We start from the raw sequence: 21,961 nt of genomic DNA on the forward strand, positions 1-21,961 counted from the left end.
AGGAGAAATAATTAACATGGCTAAAAAAAGCAAACAAATGCGTGCTGCTCTTGAGAAAATCGACAGCACAAAAGCTTACAGCGTAGAAGAAGCTGTAGCTCTTGCACAAGAAACTAACTTCGCAAAATTCGATGCTACTGTTGAAGTATCATACAACCTTAACATCGACGTTAAGAAAGCTGACCAACAAATCCGTGGAGCAATGGTATTGCCAAACGGTACTGGTAAAACTCAACGCGTTCTTGTATTTGCTCGTGGTGCTAAAGCTGAAGAAGCTAAAGCAGCAGGTGCTGACTTCGTTGGTGAAGACGAACTCGTTGCTAAAATCAACGGTGGATGGCTTGACTTTGACGTTGTTGTTGCAACACCAGACATGATGGCAATCGTTGGTCGTCTTGGACGTGTCCTTGGACCACGTAACTTGATGCCAAACCCTAAAACTGGTACAGTAACTATGGACGTTGCTAAAGCAGTTGAAGAGTCTAAAGGTGGTAAAATCACTTACCGTGCTGATAAAGCAGGTAACGTACAAGCTATCATCGGTAAAGTTTCATTCGAAACTGAAAAATTGGTTGAAAACTTCAAAGCATTTAACGATGCAATTCAAAAAGCTAAACCAGCTACAGCGAAAGGTGCTTACATCACAAACCTTTCAATCACTACTACACAAGGTGCTGGTATCAAAGTTGATCCTAACTCATTGTAAGAGTAGTAAAGGGCCTATCTTCGGATAGGCTTTTTTCTTACTCTAAACACGAAATTTGAGTAGAAAATAAAAAATATTCAGAAAGTAGTGTTGCTTTTTCGAATTTATGGTATAATTTAAGCATATACACATAATTATTGATTTTTGAACTTTTTATGTTGCGAATTTAAGGAGGCAATGAATGAAAAAGAGTAAGGTATTTTTACTGGCAGCCGTAGGCCTGTTATCTGTAGGTGTTTTAACGGCTTGCTCGTCATCAAGTAAGACGTCTGGTAAGACTTATAATTATGTTTACGGTGGCGATCCTGCAACCCTAGACTATGTTTCTACAAATAAGAAAAATATGACGACAGCCGTTAGTAACGGTGTTGATGGTTTGTTTGAAAATGACCAATACGGGAATCTAAAACCTTCTGTCGCTGAAAACTGGTCTGTTTCTCAAGATGGTTTGACCTATACTTACAAGATTCGTAAGGGTATCAAATGGTACACTTCAGACGGCGAAGAATATGCCAATGTAACAGCTAAAGACTTTGTAACAGGTCTTAAGCATGCTGCGGATACTAATTCTGAAGCGATTTATTTGCTACAAAACTCAGTTAAGGGCTTGAATGATTACCTTTCAGGTGCCAACAAGGACTTCTCAAATGTAGGTATCAAAGCAGTTGATGATTACACTTTGCAATATACGCTTAGTCAACCAGAACCTTACTGGAATTCAAAATTGACCTACTCTGTTACTTGGCCTGTTAATGGAGAATTCTTGAAATCTAAAGGTAAAGACTTTGGTAAGTCAACAGATCCGACTTCTATTCTCTATAACGGTCCATACCTTCTTAAATCTTTGACAACGAAGTCTTCTATCGAGTTTACCAAGAATGAAAATTATTGGGATAAGGATAATGTCTACTTTGATACAGTTAAATTGACTTACGATGATGGTACAGACCAAGAATCCTTGGAACGTAACTTCACAGATGGAGTCTATAACTTAGCTCGTCTATACCCAACTAGTTCAAACTATTCTAAAGTTGAAAAACAGTACAAAGACAATATTTTCTATACACAACCTGGAGCAGCTGTAGAAGGTGTTGGTATTAATATCGATCGTCAAACTTATGGTCATACCTCTAAAGAAAATGACCAACAAAAGACATCAACTAAGACAGCTCTTCTTAACAAAGATTTCCGTCAGGCATTAGGATTTGCTATTGACCGTACGAATTATGCCGCACAACTTAACGGTAAAGAGGGTGGTAGTACTGCCGTTCGTAATATCTATGTTAAACCAGACTTTGTTCAGGCAAATGGTAAAGATTTCGGAACTATGGTAATGGATCAATTACCAAGCTATGGTGATGAGTGGTCTGGTGTGAATCTTGCAGATAGTCAAGATGGTCTTTATAATCCAGAAAAGGCTAAGGCTGAATTTGCTAAAGCTAAAGAAGCTCTTCAAGCAGAAGGGGTTCAGTTCCCAATCCATTTGGATGTTCCTGTCAATCAGTCAAATAAAATCTTTGTGAACCAAGTGCAGTCACTTAAACAATCTATTGAATCAGCTCTTGGAAAAGATAATGTTGTACTTGATCTTCACCAATTGTCAACTGATGATTTCTATAATATTACCTACTCTGCTTCAAATGCAGCTGCAGAGGATTGGGACTTGTCAGTAGGTGTGGCTTGGGAGCCTGATTACCTTGATCCATCAACTTATCTTGATGTCTTGAAGACTACAAATAGTGAAAATACTAAATCTTTCATGGGTTATGACGATCCAAATAGTCAAGCGGTTCAAAAAGTAGGTCTTAAAGAATATGACCAATTGGTTGATGATGCTTCTAAGGAAACAACAGACTTGACGGCTCGTTATGAAAAATATGCAAAAGCTCAGGCATGGTTGACGGATAGTGCACTTTATATCCCAACGACTACTTATAATGGTGCAGCCGCTGTAATTTCTCGTATTAAGCCATTCTCAGGAGCATATGCTCAAGCTGGTGATAAAGGTTCTACATACTACTTCAAGTATCTTAAATCTCAAGATGATATTGTAACTAAGAAACAATACGACTCAGCTTATAAAGATTGGCTTAAAGAAAGAGCGAAATCTAATGACAAAGCTCAAAAAGATCTTGCTAAACACGTTAAGTAATCTATCGAAAACGTCTACCTTTAGGTAGTCGTTTTTTTAACAAAATTTCTCGAACCACCCCTAGATTGTGATATAATAAGAAAGATTGGTACTCGCTTCTAGATTTTTATTTGGAAAGTTTGGGGGCTAGAGTTACCTACGGGTACTTATCATCTTAAGGTTAGTCCTAAGGGAGGGACTTTAGGTTCAATAGGTATCCAAAGACTGAAGAATGAAACATAAAAAGGAGATTTATCTTGGCTAAAGATATCCGCGTTCGTTACGCACCAAGTCCAACAGGGCTACTACACATTGGTAATGCCCGTACAGCATTGTTTAATTACCTCTATGCACGTCATCATGGCGGTACTTTCATTATCCGTATTGAAGATACTGACCGTAAACGTCACGTTGAAGATGGTGAGCGTTCACAGCTTGATAACTTGCGTTGGTTGGGGATTGACTGGGATGAAAGTCCTGAAACACACGAAAATTATCGTCAATCAGAGCGTTTGCCACTTTACCAAAAATATATTGATCAACTTTTGGCAGAAGGTAAAGCCTATAAGTCATATGTAACTGAAGAAGAGTTGGCTGCAGAGCGCGAACGTCAAGAAGCAGCAGGTGAAACACCTCGTTATATTAACGAGTTCCTCGGTATGACTGAAGAAGAAAAAGCTGCCTACATCGCAGAACGTGAAGCGGCAGGTATTGTTCCTACAGTTCGTTTGGCGGTTAATGAGTCAGGAATTTATAAATGGCATGATATCGTTAAGGGAGATATCGAATTTGAAGGTGGTAATATCGGTGGCGATTGGGTTATCCAGAAGAAAGATGGTTACCCAACTTACAACTTTGCGGTAGTTATTGATGACCACGATATGCAAATCTCACACGTTATCCGTGGAGATGACCATATTGCCAATACACCAAAACAACTCATGGTTTATGAAGCTCTTGGCTGGGAAGCACCTGAGTTTGGACACATGACCCTTATCATCAATTCTGAAACTGGTAAGAAGTTGTCTAAACGTGATACTAACACCCTTCAGTTTATCGAAGACTATCGTAAAAAAGGTTACCTTCCAGAAGCAGTCTTTAACTTCATTGCTCTTCTTGGTTGGAATCCTGGCGGTGAAGACGAAATCTTTTCTCGTGAGGAACTCATTAAACTTTTTGATGAAAACCGTCTAAGCAAGTCACCGGCGGCCTTTGATCAGAAGAAATTGGATTGGATGAGTAACGACTACATTAAGAATGCAGATTTCGATAAAGTCTTTGCTCTTTGCAAACCTTTCTTGGAAGAAGCTGGTCGTTTAACAGATAAAGCTGAAAAATTAGTGGAACTCTACAAACCACAAATGACAGCTGCAGAAGAAATTGTCCCTCTTACAGATCTCTTCTTTGAAGATTTCCCAGAATTGACAGAGGCTGAAAAAGAAGTTATGGCTGGTGAAACAGTACCAACAGTACTTGAGGCTTTTAAAGCCAAACTCGAAGCTATGTCTGATGATGAGTTTGTTGTTGAAAACATTTTCCCTCAGATTAAGGCTGTTCAAAAAGAAACAGGAATCAAAGGGAAAAATCTCTTCATGCCAATTCGTATTGCTGTTTCAGGAGAAATGCACGGTCCAGAATTGCCAGATACTATTTTCTTGCTCGGTCGTGAAAAATCAATCAAACATATTGATCAAGTTCTTGCAACGCTATAAAAACAAACCCAACAATTGTTGGGTTTTCGAATGCACATAAGTGATGTGTCAATGATTATATGATTATTGATAAGACTGCATTTGTAATATAATGATGATATTTCGTAATCATATCATCATTTTCAAAACTTTAAATTAGTTTTATAATAGATTGGTAATAAAATTTAGGGAGGAGTGAGCATTATGAGAAGATTTGGTTGGTATTTCTACTACGTCATTGGCATGTACCCATAAAAAGAAGGTATGAGTCAGTTAAAGAGCTTAGTTTTTCTAAGCTCTTTTTTATGTTTATGAAAAGTAGGGGATATGGGAAATGGTCTGACGCTCATATTAATAATTGATTGTTCTTAACCGAGAAAAAATAAATTTATATTTTTAGCTTTTTCTAATAGGAATGACGCTAAATTATATATTTATGTTACAATAAAGTAGGTTGATTTTTGAAAGGAAAGGGGGGAGTCTAGAGATGATCGTTTTGTTTACGGTTCTACGTCTATTGGCTATTTTAATTGTTAGTCACGATATGTCAGGTTTGCTCAAAACTTGGAAGAGTAAATGCTGGTTTATCGCAGGGAGTCTCTTGCTCTCTCTATTTGTCGGAGGCATTACAGGGTCGCTCTTAGCACTTTTGTTCTGCTATCTTTTCTTAAATAAAATATCAAGTAGTGAAAAGAATTCTTTTCTTTTCACCTTTTTGCCGTGGGTTTTTGTTGAAGTCACCTCGAAACTGCTTCAACTTTACTTTTTCCCATGGATTTTTCAAATTAATTATTTACAGGTCAAGGACACCCCAGTACTTATTGCTTTGTCTTATCTCTTGATTTATCCAATTTTTCATCTGATTGTCAAAGTATTCTTTATTGACTTTGGTGCTCTCAATGTTATGGGAAATAACCATACTTACCAAGTTAGGCAACGCTTATTGGTTGGGGTTACTCTGGCTTATATTGTTTTATCTTTAATTATTTTCTATGCCAGTAACATCTTTCCTTACACAGGCCTCTTTATTTATTTAGCGGGCAGTATTACGATTGTTTACTCCATTCTCTTTATTTTGCTCTTTGCTCAGCTTAATATCTATTCTAAGAGAAGAGTGAAAAACCAGTTGGCCGAAGAAATGGCTAGACATGAGGAAAGTTTAGAGGAATATAGCCACCGTTTAGAAAATCTCTATAATGATATTTCTCAGGTGAAGAAGGATTATCTTGAAGGACTTAAGACAATGGAGGTTAGTATCCAACGTCGAGACTTACCTGCTTTGAAACAAGAGTATGCAGAGCTTTTAGAGAAATCTGGAAATAGCTTAACTTTGTCAAATTATGAATTGTCACGTTTGATCAACTTAGAAATCACGTCTCTCAAGAGTCTCTTTTCTGCTAAAGTGCTTGAGGCAGAGAACTTAGGAATTAAGGTCAATTTGGAGTTACCAGATGTTATATCGTCAACTCAGATAGAGGCCTTAGATTTGGTTGTGATTTCTTCTGTCTTCTTAAACAATGCTATTGAGTCGGCAGTGGATTCTGAAAATCCTACTTTAACCATATCCTTCTTTAAAAATCAAGGTTATCTTATCTTGGTTATTGATAATACAACCAGAGAAGAACGTATTCCTGTGTCAAGGATTTTTGATGAAGGGGTTTCTAGCAAAGGTGAAGGCCGAGGACTTGGTTTGTCTAAGGTCGCAGATATACTTAATCGCTATCCAAAAGTAAATCTTGAGACTCGTAGTTGTGACCATCATTTTACCCAGGTCCTCTCTTTTCAGGATAATTGATAAATCAAAGATAATATTTGTGGAGGATAAGGGAAAATAGAAAGGGGAAAAGCATATGCAACTTGCGATTGATGGCCTTATTGCTTTGGTTGTTGTCGTTTCACATCTTGTGATTTTAGCTAGAATGGCTTATCTAGATGTTTTTACTTACCGTTATATTCCTTATGTAATCGTAGTAACTGCCGTTAAGTGGTTAGCCAAGGTGCTATGGCAAATTGATATTCCAGATGCAATCTATCTCCTAGTCTTTATTTTTCTTGAAAAACCTCAGGCTTTACGAGAAGAAAAGTATTTTTATGCTTTCTTTGCCCCTGTCTTTTGGACCCTGATTACAAGTTTCTTTAGTTTTTATCTTTTCCGAGTTTTCTTTAATAAGCCGGTTGAGTTGGTTCCAAACCATTTAGGAATCTTGGCTGTAGATAGTGTTGTCCTTCCTTTCTTTCTAGGCTTGCAAAAAATGTTCGGTTTAGATAGCTTTTTTAAGGAACCATATCAGGATTTGCAGGATAAATATAAGAGCATGCTTTTGCAAGTTGATCATATTTTAATTATCAGTTATCTGCTTATCCTCTTTAAACAGGAGATATTCTCCTTGCTCCTGAGTCAGACCTACCTCCCGGGTTACCCTCAAATCTATATTTGGGTTGGTTTTCTTATACACATGTATATTCTTGTTCGTTTTGTTTCCTACGGTAAAGATGTTCGTGATAGTAAAATTCTTAGAGAACAAGAGGAGCATTTGAGGAGTCTGGAAGCTTATAATGAAAAAATCGAAACTGCCTATAAGAGTGTACGCTCATTTAAACATGATTATGAAAACATACTCATTAGTATGCAGACAAGTATTGATAGTGGGGATTTTGACCTTATTGAACAAACCTATCAGGATATTTTGAAAAAGGCGGGTCAAGAACTCATTGAAGAAGGTGACGAAAATGTCTCTTGAGTATAAACAGGAAATATTATCATGAACTTACAACTTTGGACCATGGTATCCCTTGAAAATAGTATTATTCAAATTATTAGTTTTCATATTACCTGGTTTATTTATAAAAAACTAACAAGGAGCACACTAGCTTACTGGAAAGTATTTTGTTTAAGTCTCTTAGGTATAGTGGTATCACTTGGTAAAGGTGACGGCTTCTATTATCAAGTTGTTATCTTTTTAGCTTTGGCCTTAAAGGAACGTCGGGAACATCGTTTGACGCTCTGGGCAAGCCTCTTTTTTGGAGCTTTCTCGGTTATTTTTACAGATTTATTTGCGACTTTTACCCCATTTTATGTATTCAATAATCTGTTTACAAATATGACTTTAAGTGAGATTCAAGAAAACTTCTTCCTCAAATTGTTATCTTTTGTACTGATTTACCCATTCTTTCTCTATGTCAATTATCTTTCAAGTTCAGATGTTGATAAGGTCAAGGAATTGATTTATTCACGTGGTCGTGAACGTCTGTTGATAGCCGTTGATCTGACCTTTGCACTCTACATTACTTGTAGTACTATTTTGGTATCAACAGGTAGTAATGTGGGAGGGCCAATTTTTATTGCAATGGCAGTTTATCTCCTAATGGTAACAACCTTGAACCGCTATTCTCATAAATTTGTCAGAGAACGTAGTAAGGAAGCTGTAGAGACCTATGTCTATAACTTGGAAGTCTATAATAAACATATTGAGGATCTTTTTACAAAAGTAAAGCCTATTGAAAAAGATTTTGAGAGTCTTTTGGTAGCTCTTGAGACTCCATTGGCTAAAAATCAATTATCAGAGGTTTTATCTGTTTATCATGAGCATTTGAATCATCTTAAACTTGATAATTTGGACTTAAATGATAAGTTGGCTCCTCTGTTCGAGATTCCTTATCCGGTATTAAGAAGTTGGATTGTAAACCAAATCATTCCTTTGGAACAAAAGGGTATCACCGTTAGGTTGGATGTCAACGTTGATGCTTATCCTAACAATTTAAATATTGCAGTTCTTATTAGAGTTTTAGAACGTTGCGTGAACTTAGCTGAAAAACTTTGGGCCAAGGAGCCGGAGACAGATATTGGTTTCCTTATTCAACAGAATGAGGATGGCAATCTCAGCTTTATTCTTGAAAATACTAACCAGGAAGCTGATCCGAAGCTCGACGATAGTCTGACTATTAGTCGTGATTTTGCTCAGTTTTGCTGGTCAAACGGTATCGGTTTAACAAATAAAAAAGAATTATTTAAAACCTATCAAATTGTCACGGTAGGACTATAATCGTAGAAAGGGGGATAACTATGCTGGGTAACATCTTATTTCAAATTTTGATGTTTGTCATCATTTGGGATATCTACTTACGTATTGGTGGGCAAAACACTAATCTTAAAAATCGTATGCTTTATTTGTTATTTGATGTTGCTCTATGCATTTGGGGACAACTCATTGGACGCTATATAGGCATAGTACCTCCCTTAGTAGCCATTGTAACATTGACATTTAGTTATCAACTGAATAAAAGTGTCACTTCTGTAGAGCGCTTTTTTCTAGGTTTTTACCCAGTGGTACTAGTTGATTTGGCAAGACGTTTTTTGGCTACCTTCTTCTTCCCGCAGATACTTGGCATAACTGCTGCTACTTTAAACAACAATATTTGGTGGTCTGTGGTACCACTTTCCTTTGTCATGTTGACGGTCAGAATAGTAGATTTTATTTTACGTCTAGATTTTACAGATATCTTGAAAGTTGCTGCCCAACAAGAAAAAAAGAACCGTCTGGGTTTGGTCAACATGCTTCTTTTGCTTTATTATTTAGTTATCTTTTTGGTGTCGACATTTGATACTTATTTTCCAGAGTTACATCTTGAGAGTAGGTTTCGTGTACCATTGGTAATGGGATATCTCTACTTACTCCTCTTTGTATTAGGAGCTGTGAACCAGTTTGCTAAGGAAAAAATAGAGCAGGATTTGGCCATGAAGCAAGCCAACTATCTTGATGATTTGAAGCGCGAGAATACTAGGGTGGAAGGTTTGTATAGAGACTTGATGCATGTTCGCTCTAACTATAATTTTCTGCTTAATAATTTGAGAGATATCGAAAGAACAGGAGATATTCGTTCTTACAAAAAAGATTTAGTTGATCTTTATGTCAATCGAGATCAGCACAGCTTTTCGACTCAGGTCACAGATTTGGATAATATCCAAAACCCAAGTATTCATAGTCTACTTTCATCAAAATATCATGAAGCTCAGATGTATCGACTCAATATTCATGCAGAGATTCCAGATCCAGTGACTCATAGCTATCTAACTGATTTAGATTTAGCTGTAGTTTTGGGTCACCTCATGGATAATGCTATTGATGGTGCTCGTAAAGCCAGTGAGGGTTTCATTAGTCTGGCCTATTTTGATGAAGAAGATTGCCAGAGTTTTATTATTGAAAGTACAATTGCAGATGAGCAAGTTCCACTTTCAATGATGGGTACCCAGACTCCTCATCCTGAGGGTGGTATAGGTGTTAATGCTGTTCAAGATATCTTGGAACGTTATCCGAATACGTCCTTCTCTGTCCGTAGTCAGAATCATAAAATGATGCAAATACTAGAAATGAGGCCCTAATATGAATATTTACATTTTAGAAGATGACTTAATGCAGCAAACACGTATTAGTGACATCATCAGAGAATTGGTTTCAGAGGGCACGTTTTCCGTACGAAAACTTGAAGTTTTTTCTAAACCCCACAAACTATTGTCCAGTATCAACGAGAAGGGTAACCATCAGGTTTTCCTTTTGGATATTGATATTGATGGTGAGCGAAAGAAGGGGCTAGAGGTAGCCTCAGAAATTCGCCAACAAGATGCTAATGCGGTTATTATTTTTGTGACAACTCACTCAGAGTTTGCACCTATTAGTTTTAAATACAAGGTTTCTGCGTTAGATTTTATTGATAAGACAGTCTCTAATGCAGAGTTCAAACAACAACTAAAACAAACATTGACTTTTGTAAATCAAAAAGTTGGAGATGTGGATGATGATGAGATATTTGTGTTTGAAACAGCACAGTCTCGAATTCAAGTCCCTATGAGAGATATTTATTATTTTGCGACTGCTGTGACACCTCATAAGGTGATGCTGATTACCAAAACAGAGCGTTTGGAGTTTTATGCCAATCTTGGAGATATTACTTCGGTGAATAAAAAACTCTTTTCTTGTCATCGTTCGTTTTTAGTTAATTTGGATAATATTTCTCGTATTGATAAGAGTCAGTTGATGATTTACTTTGAGAATGGCGATTCTTGTCCAGTTTCACGTTTGAAAATGAAGGCCTTGCTTAAAAAATGGTCAGAGGTAAAAGAACATTAGTCATCGACTAATGTTCTTTTTAGTCTAAAAAAGCATGTGTTTATTTTATAGGTGATTGATTATCTTATAGGTGAGCAAATTCTGTAAAAACACAAAATAGATGTCCTTTAGTGATGGAATTTAGAGATTTATAAAAAAATAACTAAAAAAAATGCAGTTCAGGATGAAAAAACGACATTCTATGAAATCGTGTAGACAATTAAATTGAAAAAAGTTATTATATAATCAAGATATGTGATTCGGAAATGAGACATCGTCAATCTTATTGAAATCTACATACACTTTATGAAAATAAATAATGTACTTTTATATAACTTTTTCCTAATCCCCATTTTTTATTGGCCGCTCGTCCAATTACATATCTTTTTTATAGAAATTAATAGGCTTGAGAAATCAAGCCTTTTTTGTTTTTAAGGGGATTAGTGCAGATTAGGATAAAAAATACATTCTGTGAGTGAAATTCGACATTTTAGGAAATGAAGATATACATTTTGGGATTGCATGCTATAATGTAATCAAGGTTAGAGAGCAAGAAGAATGTATGGTTTAAGTTAGTCCCTTAAACATAATAATTTCCCTCATTCATTCTATCTAAAATTGCTGTTGTGTTCTCTACCGATGATGCTGTTGTTCAAAAGGTCTGTACTTTGTACAGGCCTTTTGGCATTTTAGAAGATAAATAGTTAAAGATGCTTTTGAATCTATTTGTATCGTTTCAAGAGTGTTTTTTTATTTTCCACCATTCTTTGCATAAAATTGAATAAAAATTAAGAATTACGCACTTTTTAGGTCGAAATAATAAATAAAAACAAATAAAAACGAAATAAATATAAAAAAATAACAAAAAGCTGTTGACAAGTGAATAAATATGCAATATAATTAATCTCGTAAGGTTGATAGAGATAGCAACCACAAGAAAATATAAGAAAAGAGAAAAATATTATGTCAAAAGAGAAAGTTATTCTTGCCTATTCGGGAGGTCTTGATACCTCAGTCGCTATTACATGGCTTAAAAAAGATTACGATGTTATCGCTGTTTGTATGGATGTCGGTGAAGGTAAAGATCTTGAGTTCATCCATGACAAAGCTTTGACAGTTGGAGCTATCGAGTCATACGTGCTTGATGTTAAAGACGAGTTTGCTGAAGACTATGTGCTTCCAGCACTTCAGGCTCACGCTTACTATGAACAAAAGTATCCTTTGGTTTCAGCGCTTAGCCGTCCAATTATTGCTAAAAAATTAGTTGAGATTGCTCATGAAACAGGAGCAACAACTATCGCTCACGGTTGTACTGGTAAAGGTAATGACCAAGTTCGTTTCGAAGTTGCCATTGCTGCCCTAGATCCAAGTCTTAAAGTAGTAGCGCCAGTGCGTGAATGGAAATGGTCTCGTGAGGAAGAAATTGAGTATGCTAAGGCTAATGGTGTTCCAGTTCCAGCCGACCTTGATAATCCTTACTCAGTCGATCAAAACCTTTGGGGACGTGCTAACGAGTGTGGTGTTCTTGAAAATCCTTGGAATCAAGCTCCAGAAGAAGCTTTTGGAATTACCAATTCACCAGAGTCTGCACCAGATGAAGCTGAATATGTCGATGTAACCTTTAAAGAAGGGAAACCAGTTGCCCTTAACGGTAAAGAAATGAAATTGGCTGACCTTATCCAAGAAATGAATGTTATTGCTGGCAAGCATGGTGTAGGACGTATCGACCACGTTGAGAATCGTCTTGTGGGTATCAAGTCACGTGAAATTTATGAATGCCCAGGAGCTATTGCGCTTTTGACAGCTCATAAAGAAATTGAGGACCTAACTTTGGTACGTGAAGTTTCTCATTTCAAACCAATTCTTGAAAATGAATTGTCAAACCTTATCTACAATGCTTTGTGGTTTAGCCCGGCAACACAAGCTATCATTGCTTATATTAAGGAAACACAAAAAGTTGTTAATGGTATCGCTAAAGTCAAACTTTATAAAGGGCATGCTCAGGTTGTAGCACGTCAATCAGCTAATTCATTGTATGATGAAAACTTGGCTACTTACACATCAGCGGACAGCTTTGATCAGGATGCTGCGATTGGATTTATCAAGCTTTGGGGGCTTCCAACACAGGTAAATTCTCAAGTTAACCATCCGTTTGACAATTAATGACAGATTTCATAAGAAAAGCAGGATATGAGAAGGAAAATTCTTAATATCAGATAAAAGTGGACAGGGAGCCACATCTGATACTCTTTTCTTATAACTTATATTATTATCGTTAAGGCGTTCTGAGAAGCGTCACGAGCCTAAATAAACTACGACTGAGATCGGGATTTAGGAAAACAAGTGTCCAGAGAGACAAATTAAGCTAGACAAATACTATCTAGCTTTTTTCATTTAAGTTATTGTGACCCAAGAGGTCGTTGCTTGTTATAAGTATTAAGAAAGGATGGAAGATTATCTCGGTGTAGGGAAATCTTCAAAATAAAACTATGGCAGAAAATCATAAACTATGGGGCGGTCGGTTCGAAGCTAGTCTTGAAAAATGGGTAGAAGAATTTGGTGCTTCAATCTCCTTTGACCAAAAGATGGCAGAGTTTGACCTTAAAGGGTCTATTGCCCATGTCACTATGCTTGGTGAGACAGGAATTATTACCAAAGAGGAAGCTTTACAAATTAAACAGGGCTTGGAAGAGTTGCTTGAGGAATATAAGGCTGGTAAACTAGAATTCGATATTTCCAATGAAGATATTCATATGAATATGGAGAGCCTTTTAACAGCTAAAATTGGACCAGTAGCAGGAAAACTTCATACAGCACGTTCACGTAACGACCAAGTGGCAACGGATATGCACTTGTATCTGAAAGCTAAATTAGTGGAAGTTATTGAGAAGCTTGATAATTTACGTGGTACTTTAGTCAACCTAGCAGACAAACATACCTACACAATTATGCCAGGCTACACCCACTTGCAGCATGCACAACCGATTTCTTTTGGTCACCACTTGATGGCTTATTACAACATGTTTACACGTGATGCCGAACGTTTTGAATTTAATATCAAGCATACGGATATCTCTCCACTCGGAGCTGCTGCACTGGCAGGAACAACTTTCCCAATTGATCGTAATATGACATCTGACTTAATGGGCTTCGCAAAGCCATATAGCAATTCCTTGGATGCTGTTTCTGATCGTGACTTTATTCTCGAATTCTTGTCAAACTCAAGTATTCTAATGATGCATATGACACGTATTTGTGAAGAAATCATTAACTGGTGTTCTAACGAGTTTAAGTTTGTGACTCTATCAGATACTTTTTCAACAGGCTCTTCCATTATGCCTCAAAAGAAAAACCCAGATATGGCAGAACTAATTCGTGGGAAATCAGGTCGTGTCTATGGCAATCTGATTGGGTTATTGACTGTGATGAAGTCATTACCTTTAGCCTACAATAAAGATCTCCAAGAAGATAAAGAAGGTATGTTTGATACGGTAGAAACGATTACTGTTGCTATTGATATTCTCGCAGGTATGCTCAATACAATGACTGTTAACGACAAGCATATGGCAGAATCAACAGAGAAAGATTTTTCAAATGCTACAGAGTTGGCTGATTATCTTGCGTCTAAAGGACTTCCATTCCGTGAAGCACATGAGATTGTTGGAAAACTTGTCCTTGAGTGTACCAAAGCTGGTTATTATCTTCAGGATGTTCCTCTCGAACGTTATCAAGGAGTCTCAGATTTAATTGAAGAGGACATCTATGAGACGCTTAAATCTCATACAGCTGTTGAACGTCGTCATTCCCTTGGTGGAACTGGTTTTGACCAGGTTAAATGGCAAATCAAAGAAGCTCAAAAAGCTCTAAAAAAATAAGTCTCTAAGGCCCTAACCATAAGGTTTTGGGCTTTTTTGCTATTTATGATATAATAGTACTAATTTTGAGTTTGGAGTCGCATTTTGAAAAAATCTTATCGCGTTAAGAAAGAGAAAGACTTTAAAGCATTATTTGATGCGGGACACAGTGTTGCTAATCGAAAATTTGTTGTCTACTGTCTGGATCGTGATCTACCTCATTTTAGAGTAGGTTTGTCGGTCAGTAAGCGTCTTGGTAATGCGGTTACTCGGAATCGGGTAAAACGTCGTCTACGACATGCACTGATGGACATGTCATCTCAGTTAGAACATCAAGATTTTGTCGTTATTGCTCGTAAAGGTGTCGAAGACTTAAGTTATCAAGACATTTATAGCAATCTCGTTCATGTCTTAAAAATAGCAAAGTTATATAAGGACTAGAAAATTATTTTGCTTCTTTACATTGTAGGATAAACTAAGATCGTTCCTGATTTTTGAGATAGTCTTAATGAATGGAAGCAAGCAGTTCTTTATCGTATTAAAAAGGAGTTTTTAGTGAAGAAAAAACTTAATTTATCTATTTTAGGTGCAGGAGTTCTCTTGCTTTTGTCCGCATGTGGACGAAGTGATGTTACAAGTCATTCTACAGGCCTTTGGGAACGTCTCATTTTAATGTTTGGGAAGGCTATTCAAGGGCTCTCATTTGGTGGTTCCATTGGATTAGGGATTATCATTTTCACGATCTTAATTCGTGCGGTAATGATTCCTCTTTATAATCGCCAAATTAAGTCAAGCCGTGAACTACAAGAGTTGCAGCCAGAGTTACGTCGCTTGCAGAGTGAGTATCCTGGACGCGAGAATCGTGAAGCTCTTGCTTATGCACAACAAGATCTTTATAAAGAGCATGGTGTAAATCCTTACGCAAGCTTTGTTCCTCTCTTGATTCAATTTCCTATTTTGATGGCTCTTTATGGAGCGCTCACGCGAGTGCCAGAATTGCGAGAAGGAACATTCCTCTGGGTTGACCTAGGTCAAAAAGACCCTTACTTTATTCTTCCGATTTTGGCGGCTGCTTTCACCTTCCTTTCAACTTGGTTGACCAATAAGGCAGCTAAAGATCGTAGTGCAATGCTTCTTGTTATGAATATCATGCTTCCAATCTTTATTTTCTGGTTTGGAACTCAGATTTCTTCAGGGGTAGCACTTTACTGGGCAGTTTCAAACGCCTTCCAAGTTATTCAGATTTTGGTTTTTAATAATCCGTTTAAAATCATCGAAGAACGTAATCGTTTGGAAATGGAAGAAAAAGAACGTAAAGCTAAGATTCGTCGTGCCAAGAAAAAGGCGCATAAACGTAAATAAGGAGGCTTATTATGGTTGTCTATTCTGGACGAACAGTCGAACAAGCTATTGAAAAAGGTTTGAAAGATCTTAATTTACCCCGTATGAGGGCTCATATTAAGGTGATTTCTCGTGAGAAAAAAGGTTTTCTAGGGTTCGGAAAGAAGCCAGCTCGAGTTAGCGTTGAACCAATAAATGAAAAGATAGTTCATGAAGCAGATCAAAACAACGTTAAAGTGGCTCCTGATGCTATAAAACAATTCGACGATTCTGTCGCAAGTCCAAAAGACGAAACGATTGCTTTCAATAAAGTGACAAAACTCGTTACGGTTTCAGATAATAAGGAAATTGCACAAGAAAACTTAAAGCAACCAGTATCTACAGAGCCCCTTGGTGAAGAGTTGACAGATAAGAAACAGGAGCAACCAAAGGCAACAATTATTCCTCTATCTGTTAAACGTGAGTCATCAGAAGAGGATGCTACAGAATTTATGGCAAGTTCGCTTGAACCTCAACTAGAACCAGTTGCTCAAGTTCAGACGCTGGAAACTTCAGAAGGAGATTTCAGTGCTTTTGTGGCATCTGAGTTTAGTTCAGATGATTCTTCTGAAAATAATTTAGAAGATATTCAAGCAGCTGCAGATGATGTTTTATCTTATCTTGAAAAAATTATCTATGAAATGGATGTTGATGCTAGCCTAGAGGTTAGTCACAATCGTCGCAATATTATCATTCAGATTGAAACAGACCAACCTGGTCGTGTTATCGGTTATCATGGCAAGGTTCTCAAGTCTTTACAACTTTTAGCGCAAAATTATTTGCACGATCGTCATTCTAAACGCTTTAGTGTTGTTCTTAATGTTCGTGATTATTTGGAGCAACGCACAGAGACTTTGATTGATTTAGCAGAAAAAACGGCAGCTAAGGTAAAAGAAACAGGCCGAGAGTATGTTATGGATCCAATGACGAATAGCGAACGAAAAATTATCCATAAGGCACTTTCTCAAATTGAAGGGGTTGAAAGTCACTCGGAAGGGGACGATCCTAACCGTTACGTTGTTGTGACAAAAGTATAATTAGAATAGCGTTATTGCTTACAGAAACTAGTCTTATTTGAAGGCTAGTTTTTTTGACAATTAAAAGTAGACAGTGTATACTTTAATAAAAAGTAATCGCTGTCTACTTATATGCAAATAGGAGTCAAAATGAAACGTAATACTGCTGAATTGAAGGAAAAGTTAATCACAACTGGAATTGAGGAGATAAGAATAAGAGGGATCGATCAACTATCTATCCGAACGGTGGCTCAAAAATGCGGGATCACCCATGGAGCACCCTATAAGCACTTTGAAAATAAGGGTGTATATCTTCAGGTAGTTTTAGAGTGTTTATCTGAGATCTTTTTGAAGTATCTGACACAAGGAATAGACTCTTCTCTTGATGTAAGGGATCAATTAGTATTAATGGGGTGTAATTTTGTGGAATTTGCTCAAAAAGAAACAAACAGTTTTGAGGCCTTATTTATTAAGTTTCCTTTCAATTATATGGAACTAATCCAGGACAGTATCTCTGTTAATGCCCATTTACCAGGATTTGAGCACTTTAAGAGTGTGGTTTTGAAGCTAAAAAGTGAAATGAACATTTCTGGTAGTGAGACAGAAATATTAGTTCATATCTGGAGTTTTATTACTGGATTAGCTGTTTTGGTAAGGAGTCCTATTGGTGATAATTTCAATAGTAACACTATTAAAGAGACTGTTAGTACTATGTTAGACATCTACGTTAAAGGAGCTAAACAATGAAAACCTTAATTATTTACGCACATCCAAACGACAAGAGCTACAATGCCTCTATACTAGAGACTATCAAGGAGAATTTATCGTCTAAACATGAGTTAAAGGTTCTAGATTTGTATAAAGAGCGGTTCGATCCTGTTTTACGCTTTGATACAACGCATAGGAGAAGAGACCTAGCGCACGATGTAGCTATGAAAGACTATCGAGATTTAATAATTTGGGCAGATCAGTTGATTTTTATTTTTCCAATTTGGTGGAGTGGAATGCCGGCTATCCTGAAAGGATTTATTGAACGCGTCTTTGCTGCTAGTTTTGCCTATGAAAATACACCCCGTGGATTGGATGGTAAACTGACTGGGAAAGCTTGGATTATTACAACCCACAATACACCAAAGATAGTTCTACCTTTAGTTCAAGATTATAGCAAAGTTCTAAAATTTCAAGTCCTAAAACCTTGTGGTATTAAATCGGTCAAAGTTACCCAGATTTCACCTGTTGAGTATATGGGTGACCATAAGCGAAAAGAGGTGCTCAAGAAAATAGCTAAAATAGCAAGAACGTTATGAGCAAGCGATGATATAGGGATAGTAATGTGGTCTACAATTATCACCAGCCTAAGGGTTTCAAAGATATAATAAAATTAATATCTAAGTAATTCTTGACAAGATTAAGCTATTGCTATAAAATAGTATGGTATGTTTAGTAACTGATCAAAAATAGCCGGCTAAACGAATACGAAAATCTATCAGGAGGTATTCAACGTGAAACGTACTTATCAACCAAGTAAAATCCGTCGTCAACGTAAACACGGATTCCGTCACCGTATGTCAACTAAAAACGGACGTCGTGTTCTTGCAGCTCGTCGTCGTAAAGGACGTAAAGTTCTTTCAGCATAAGACGTTATTGAAAGCAACAGTGCTCGAGACTGTTGTTTTTTTGTTTGCTATGAATGTTAGTGTTGGTGTTTGATGGTATTCATCGAGAGTTTGAAAATATAGAGCTGACAATTCTTGTAATTTTTGATAAACTAAAGCGGTTGTGGATAATGACCACTGACTAAAAAATACTTAGGACTGTTTTTCCTAATGTAAGGAGTATAAATGACTGATTTTCCTATTAAATATCGTCTTATAAAGAAAGAAAAACACACAGGAGCACGTCTGGGGGAAATTATCACACCTCATGGAACTTTTCCGACGCCGATGTTTATGCCTGTAGGCACCCAAGCTACAGTAAAAACGCAATCCCCTGAAGAATTAAAACAGATGGGTTCAGGAATTATTTTGGCCAATACCTATCATTTATGGCTAAGACCTGGTGATGAGCTTGTTGCTAAAGCTGGAGGACTCCATAAATTCATGAATTGGGATCAAGCGATTCTTACAGATAGCGGTGGTTTCCAAGTTTATTCATTGGCAGAAAAACGCAATATTTCTGAAGAAGGTGTAACATTTAAAAATCACCTTAATGGAAGTAAGATGTTTTTATCTCCTGAAAAAGCGATCTCGATTCAGAACAATCTCGGTTCAGATATTATGATGAGCTTTGACGAATGCCCTCAATTTTACCAACCATATGATTATGTGAAAAATTCTATTGAACGTACAAGTCGTTGGGCAGAACGAGGGCTAAAAGCACATCGTCGTCCACATGATCAAGGTCTTTTTGGAATCGTACAGGGGGCAGGTTTTGAAGACCTTCGTAGACAATCTGCACAGGATTTGGTTTCTATGGATTTTCCAGGTTATTCAATTGGAGGTCTTGCGGTTGGAGAAACTCATGAAGAGATGAATGCCGTACTAGACTTTACTGTACCTCTACTACCTGAAAATAAGCCACGTTATCTCATGGGAGTAGGAGCACCAGATAGTTTGATTGACGGTGTTATCCGTGGCGTTGATATGTATGATTGTGTTCTTCCTACTCGAATTGCTCGAAACGGAACTTGTATGACGAGTCAAGGGCGTCTCGTGGTAAAAAATGCGGCGTATGCAGAAGATTTTAGCCCTATAGATCCTGAGTGTGATTGTTATACATGTAAGAATTACACACGTGCTTATGTGAGACATTTGTTGAAAGCAGATGAAACGTTTGGAATTCGCCTGACAAGTTATCATAATCTCTACTTCTTGGTAAATTTAATGGCCAAGGTACGACAAGCTATTATAGATGACAATTTACTTGAGTTTCGCCAAGATTTCATTGAAAAATATGGTTATAATGCAAGTAAAAGAAATTTTTAAATAATTTATTTAGCAGTACATGATTGTACTGCTTTATTTTTTTCAAAAACCCTATTGACAAGTATTGATTTTGGTGTTAAGATATAAAGTTGTCTTAACAGACTTGCCATAAACTTGAAAAGGTTCCAAAACTTTAAAAAAGTTATTGACAAGATAAGTCAGAGATGATATTATAAATAAGCTGCTTCGGAAGGGGCGGCGAACAAGAGAAGTAAAAAACTTCGAAAAAAGTGTTGACAAGCTATTCTAGATTTGCTAGAATATAGGAGTTGTCTTAAGAGAGACAAAGACCTTTGAGAACTGAATAAGAAACCAAGTGCAGGGTTATGATAGAAGAAATTATAACCTGTCAATTTACAAGAATAAATCGTCAGATGACGGTAATGAGTTAACGCTCGAACAATTTTAAAGATTTTAATGAGAGTTTGATCCTGGCTCAGGACGAACGCTGGCGGCGTGCCTAATACATGCAAGTAGAACGCTGAAGAGAGGAGCTTGCTCTTCTTGGATGAGTTGCGAACGGGTGAGTAACGCGTAGGTAACCTGCCTTGTAGCGGGGGATAACTATTGGAAACGATAGCTAATACCGCATAACAATGGATGACACATGTCATTTATTTGAAAGGGGCAATTGCTCCACTACAAGATGGACCTGCGTTGTATTAGCTAGTAGGTGAGGTAACGGCTCACCTAGGCGACGATACATAGCCGACCTGAGAGGGTGATCGGCCACACTGGGACTGAGACACGGCCCAGACTCCTACGGGAGGCAGCAGTAGGGAATCTTCGGCAATGGGGGCAACCCTGACCGAGCAACGCCGCGTGAGTGAAGAAGGTTTTCGGATCGTAAAGCTCTGTTGTAAGTCAAGAACGAGTGTGAGAGTGGAAAGTTCACACTGTGACGGTAGCTTACCAGAAAGGGACGGCTAACTACGTGCCAGCAGCCGCGGTAATACGTAGGTCCCGAGCGTTGTCCGGATTTATTGGGCGTAAAGCGAGCGCAGGCGGTTTGATAAGTCTGAAGTTAAAGGCTGTGGCTCAACCATAGTTCGCTTTGGAAACTGTCAAACTTGAGTGCAGAAGGGGAGAGTGGAATTCCATGTGTAGCGGTGAAATGCGTAGATATATGGAGGAACACCGGTGGCGAAAGCGGCTCTCTGGTCTGTAACTGACGCTGAGGCTCGAAAGCGTGGGGAGCGAACAGGATTAGATACCCTGGTAGTCCACGCCGTAAACGATGAGTGCTAGGTGTTGGATCCTTTCCGGGATTCAGTGCCGCAGCTAACGCATTAAGCACTCCGCCTGGGGAGTACGACCGCAAGGTTGAAACTCAAAGGAATTGACGGGGGCCCGCACAAGCGGTGGAGCATGTGGTTTAATTCGAAGCAACGCGAAGAACCTTACCAGGTCTTGACATCCCGATGCTATTTCTAGAGATAGAAAGTTACTTCGGTACATCGGTGACAGGTGGTGCATGGTTGTCGTCAGCTCGTGTCGTGAGATGTTGGGTTAAGTCCCGCAACGAGCGCAACCCCTATTGTTAGTTGCCATCATTCAGTTGGGCACTCTAGCGAGACTGCCGGTAATAAACCGGAGGAAGGTGGGGATGACGTCAAATCATCATGCCCCTTATGACCTGGGCTACACACGTGCTACAATGGTTGGTACAACGAGTTGCGAGTCGGTGACGGCAAGCTAATCTCTTAAAGCCAATCTCAGTTCGGATTGTAGGCTGCAACTCGCCTACATGAAGTCGGAATCGCTAGTAATCGCGGATCAGCACGCCGCGGTGAATACGTTCCCGGGCCTTGTACACACCGCCCGTCACACCACGAGAGTTTGTAACACCCGAAGTCGGTGAGGTAACCTTTTGGAGCCAGCCGCCTAAGGTGGGATAGATGATTGGGGTGAAGTCGTAACAAGGTAGCCGTATCGGAAGGTGCGGCTGGATCACCTCCTTTCTAAGGAAAAACGGAATGTACTTGAGTTTCTTATTTAGTTTTGAGAGGTCTTGTGGGGCCTTAGCTCAGCTGGGAGAGCGCCTGCTTTGCACGCAGGAGGTCAGCGGTTCGATCCCGCTAGGCTCCATTGAATC

17 protein-coding genes, 1 tRNA gene and 1 rRNA gene are annotated in these 21,961 nt (G+C 38.1%); all 19 read left to right on the plus strand.

Annotation, left to right across the window (positions count from 1 at the left end; translation table 11 throughout):
• Nucleotides 1-16 precede the first annotated feature (16 nt).
• Complete coding sequence (gene rplA / locus LG375_RS08050) at nt 17-706, plus strand: 50S ribosomal protein L1 (RefSeq protein WP_037598508.1); 690 nt, start codon at nt 17-19, stop codon at nt 704-706.
• A 181-nt stretch (nt 707-887) separates the two neighbouring features.
• The gene (locus LG375_RS08055; protein WP_073686081.1) at nt 888-2,858 is read left to right on the plus strand and encodes a peptide ABC transporter substrate-binding protein; all 1,971 of its coding nucleotides are present in this window, start codon (nt 888-890) and stop codon (nt 2,856-2,858) included.
• 236 nt (nt 2,859-3,094) lie between these two features.
• Nucleotides 3,095-4,549: a glutamate--tRNA ligase gene (gene gltX, locus LG375_RS08060; RefSeq protein WP_225745595.1), complete on the plus strand. Its 1,455-nt coding sequence runs from the start codon at nt 3,095-3,097 to the stop codon at nt 4,547-4,549.
• Nucleotides 4,550-5,015: 466 nt separating this feature from the next.
• Nucleotides 5,016-6,323 carry a GHKL domain-containing protein gene (locus tag LG375_RS08065; RefSeq protein WP_037600068.1) on the plus strand — a complete coding sequence of 436 codons (1,308 nt, stop codon included), beginning with the start codon at nt 5,016-5,018 and terminating at the stop codon, nt 6,321-6,323.
• A 55-nt stretch (nt 6,324-6,378) separates the two neighbouring features.
• A complete protein-coding gene (locus LG375_RS08070; protein WP_225745596.1) occupies nt 6,379-7,269 on the plus strand; it encodes a histidine kinase in 891 nt (296 codons plus the stop codon).
• A gap of 21 nt (nt 7,270-7,290) precedes the next feature.
• Nucleotides 7,291-8,571 carry a hypothetical protein gene (locus tag LG375_RS08075; protein WP_002891965.1) on the plus strand — a complete coding sequence of 427 codons (1,281 nt, stop codon included), beginning with the start codon at nt 7,291-7,293 and terminating at the stop codon, nt 8,569-8,571.
• A 20-nt stretch (nt 8,572-8,591) separates the two neighbouring features.
• Complete coding sequence (locus LG375_RS08080) at nt 8,592-9,908, plus strand: GHKL domain-containing protein (protein WP_225745597.1); 1,317 nt, start codon at nt 8,592-8,594, stop codon at nt 9,906-9,908.
• Between the two features lies 1 nt (nt 9,909).
• On the plus strand, nt 9,910-10,653 hold the full coding sequence (locus LG375_RS08085) for a response regulator transcription factor (protein ID WP_073690048.1): 744 nt from the start codon (nt 9,910-9,912) through the stop codon (nt 10,651-10,653).
• 942 nt (nt 10,654-11,595) lie between these two features.
• A complete protein-coding gene (locus LG375_RS08090) occupies nt 11,596-12,795 on the plus strand; it encodes an argininosuccinate synthase (protein WP_037598503.1) in 1,200 nt (399 codons plus the stop codon).
• Between the two features lie 326 nt (nt 12,796-13,121).
• Nucleotides 13,122-14,507, plus strand: coding sequence for an argininosuccinate lyase (argH, locus tag LG375_RS08095; protein WP_225745598.1), 1,386 nt, complete (start codon nt 13,122-13,124; stop codon nt 14,505-14,507).
• An 84-nt stretch (nt 14,508-14,591) separates the two neighbouring features.
• Nucleotides 14,592-14,927 (plus strand): ribonuclease P protein component, encoded by a 336-nt coding sequence (rnpA, locus tag LG375_RS08100; protein WP_002891957.1) that lies wholly within the window; start codon nt 14,592-14,594, stop codon nt 14,925-14,927.
• Nucleotides 14,928-15,041: 114 nt separating this feature from the next.
• Entirely contained in the window at nt 15,042-15,848 is an 807-nt protein-coding gene (locus tag LG375_RS08105; protein WP_037601519.1) for a membrane protein insertase YidC, read from the plus strand.
• An 11-nt stretch (nt 15,849-15,859) separates the two neighbouring features.
• Nucleotides 15,860-16,903 carry an RNA-binding cell elongation regulator Jag/EloR gene (jag, locus tag LG375_RS08110; RefSeq protein ID WP_225745599.1) on the plus strand — a complete coding sequence of 348 codons (1,044 nt, stop codon included), beginning with the start codon at nt 15,860-15,862 and terminating at the stop codon, nt 16,901-16,903.
• A 129-nt stretch (nt 16,904-17,032) separates the two neighbouring features.
• Nucleotides 17,033-17,629 carry a TetR/AcrR family transcriptional regulator gene (locus LG375_RS08115; protein ID WP_225745600.1) on the plus strand — a complete coding sequence of 199 codons (597 nt, stop codon included), beginning with the start codon at nt 17,033-17,035 and terminating at the stop codon, nt 17,627-17,629.
• Nucleotides 17,626-18,189, plus strand: a complete 564-nt coding sequence (locus LG375_RS08120) for an NAD(P)H-dependent oxidoreductase (protein WP_225745601.1) — start codon at nt 17,626-17,628, stop codon at nt 18,187-18,189. Before LG375_RS08115 ends, LG375_RS08120 begins: the two co-directional genes overlap by 4 nt.
• 195 nt (nt 18,190-18,384) lie before the next feature.
• Nucleotides 18,385-18,519, plus strand: coding sequence for a 50S ribosomal protein L34 (gene rpmH / locus LG375_RS08125; RefSeq protein ID WP_002885866.1), 135 nt, complete (start codon nt 18,385-18,387; stop codon nt 18,517-18,519).
• A gap of 204 nt (nt 18,520-18,723) precedes the next feature.
• A complete protein-coding gene (gene tgt / locus LG375_RS08130; protein ID WP_037600045.1) occupies nt 18,724-19,866 on the plus strand; it encodes a tRNA guanosine(34) transglycosylase Tgt in 1,143 nt (380 codons plus the stop codon).
• Nucleotides 19,867-20,279: 413 nt separating this feature from the next.
• A 16S ribosomal RNA gene (locus LG375_RS08135) occupies nt 20,280-21,827 on the plus strand.
• A gap of 54 nt (nt 21,828-21,881) precedes the next feature.
• Nucleotides 21,882-21,954, plus strand: a tRNA-Ala gene (locus LG375_RS08140).
• The last annotated feature ends 7 nt before the right edge of the window (nt 21,955-21,961 follow it).

Source organism: Streptococcus sp. Marseille-Q3604 (genome assembly GCF_916619785.1).
GTDB lineage: Bacteria > Bacillota > Bacilli > Lactobacillales > Streptococcaceae > Streptococcus.

What these genes read in the sequence shown, in the direction of transcription:
- rplA (WP_037598508.1), top strand. Translation starts at nt 17, where the DNA reads ATGGCTAAAAAAAGCAAACAAATGCGTGCTGCTCTTGAGAAAATCGAC.
- LG375_RS08055 (WP_073686081.1), top strand. Translation starts at nt 888, where the DNA reads ATGAAAAAGAGTAAGGTATTTTTACTGGCAGCCGTAGGCCTGTTATCT.
- LG375_RS08065 (WP_037600068.1), top strand. Translation starts at nt 5,016, where the DNA reads ATGATCGTTTTGTTTACGGTTCTACGTCTATTGGCTATTTTAATTGTT.
- LG375_RS08070 (WP_225745596.1), top strand. Translation starts at nt 6,379, where the DNA reads ATGCAACTTGCGATTGATGGCCTTATTGCTTTGGTTGTTGTCGTTTCA.
- LG375_RS08075 (WP_002891965.1), top strand. Translation starts at nt 7,291, where the DNA reads ATGAACTTACAACTTTGGACCATGGTATCCCTTGAAAATAGTATTATT.
- LG375_RS08080 (WP_225745597.1), top strand. Translation starts at nt 8,592, where the DNA reads ATGCTGGGTAACATCTTATTTCAAATTTTGATGTTTGTCATCATTTGG.
- LG375_RS08085 (WP_073690048.1), top strand. Translation starts at nt 9,910, where the DNA reads ATGAATATTTACATTTTAGAAGATGACTTAATGCAGCAAACACGTATT.
- LG375_RS08090 (WP_037598503.1), top strand. Translation starts at nt 11,596, where the DNA reads ATGTCAAAAGAGAAAGTTATTCTTGCCTATTCGGGAGGTCTTGATACC.
- argH (WP_225745598.1), top strand. Translation starts at nt 13,122, where the DNA reads ATGGCAGAAAATCATAAACTATGGGGCGGTCGGTTCGAAGCTAGTCTT.
- jag (WP_225745599.1), top strand. Translation starts at nt 15,860, where the DNA reads ATGGTTGTCTATTCTGGACGAACAGTCGAACAAGCTATTGAAAAAGGT.
- LG375_RS08115 (WP_225745600.1), top strand. Translation starts at nt 17,033, where the DNA reads ATGAAACGTAATACTGCTGAATTGAAGGAAAAGTTAATCACAACTGGA.
- LG375_RS08120 (WP_225745601.1), top strand. Translation starts at nt 17,626, where the DNA reads ATGAAAACCTTAATTATTTACGCACATCCAAACGACAAGAGCTACAAT.
- tgt (WP_037600045.1), top strand. Translation starts at nt 18,724, where the DNA reads ATGACTGATTTTCCTATTAAATATCGTCTTATAAAGAAAGAAAAACAC.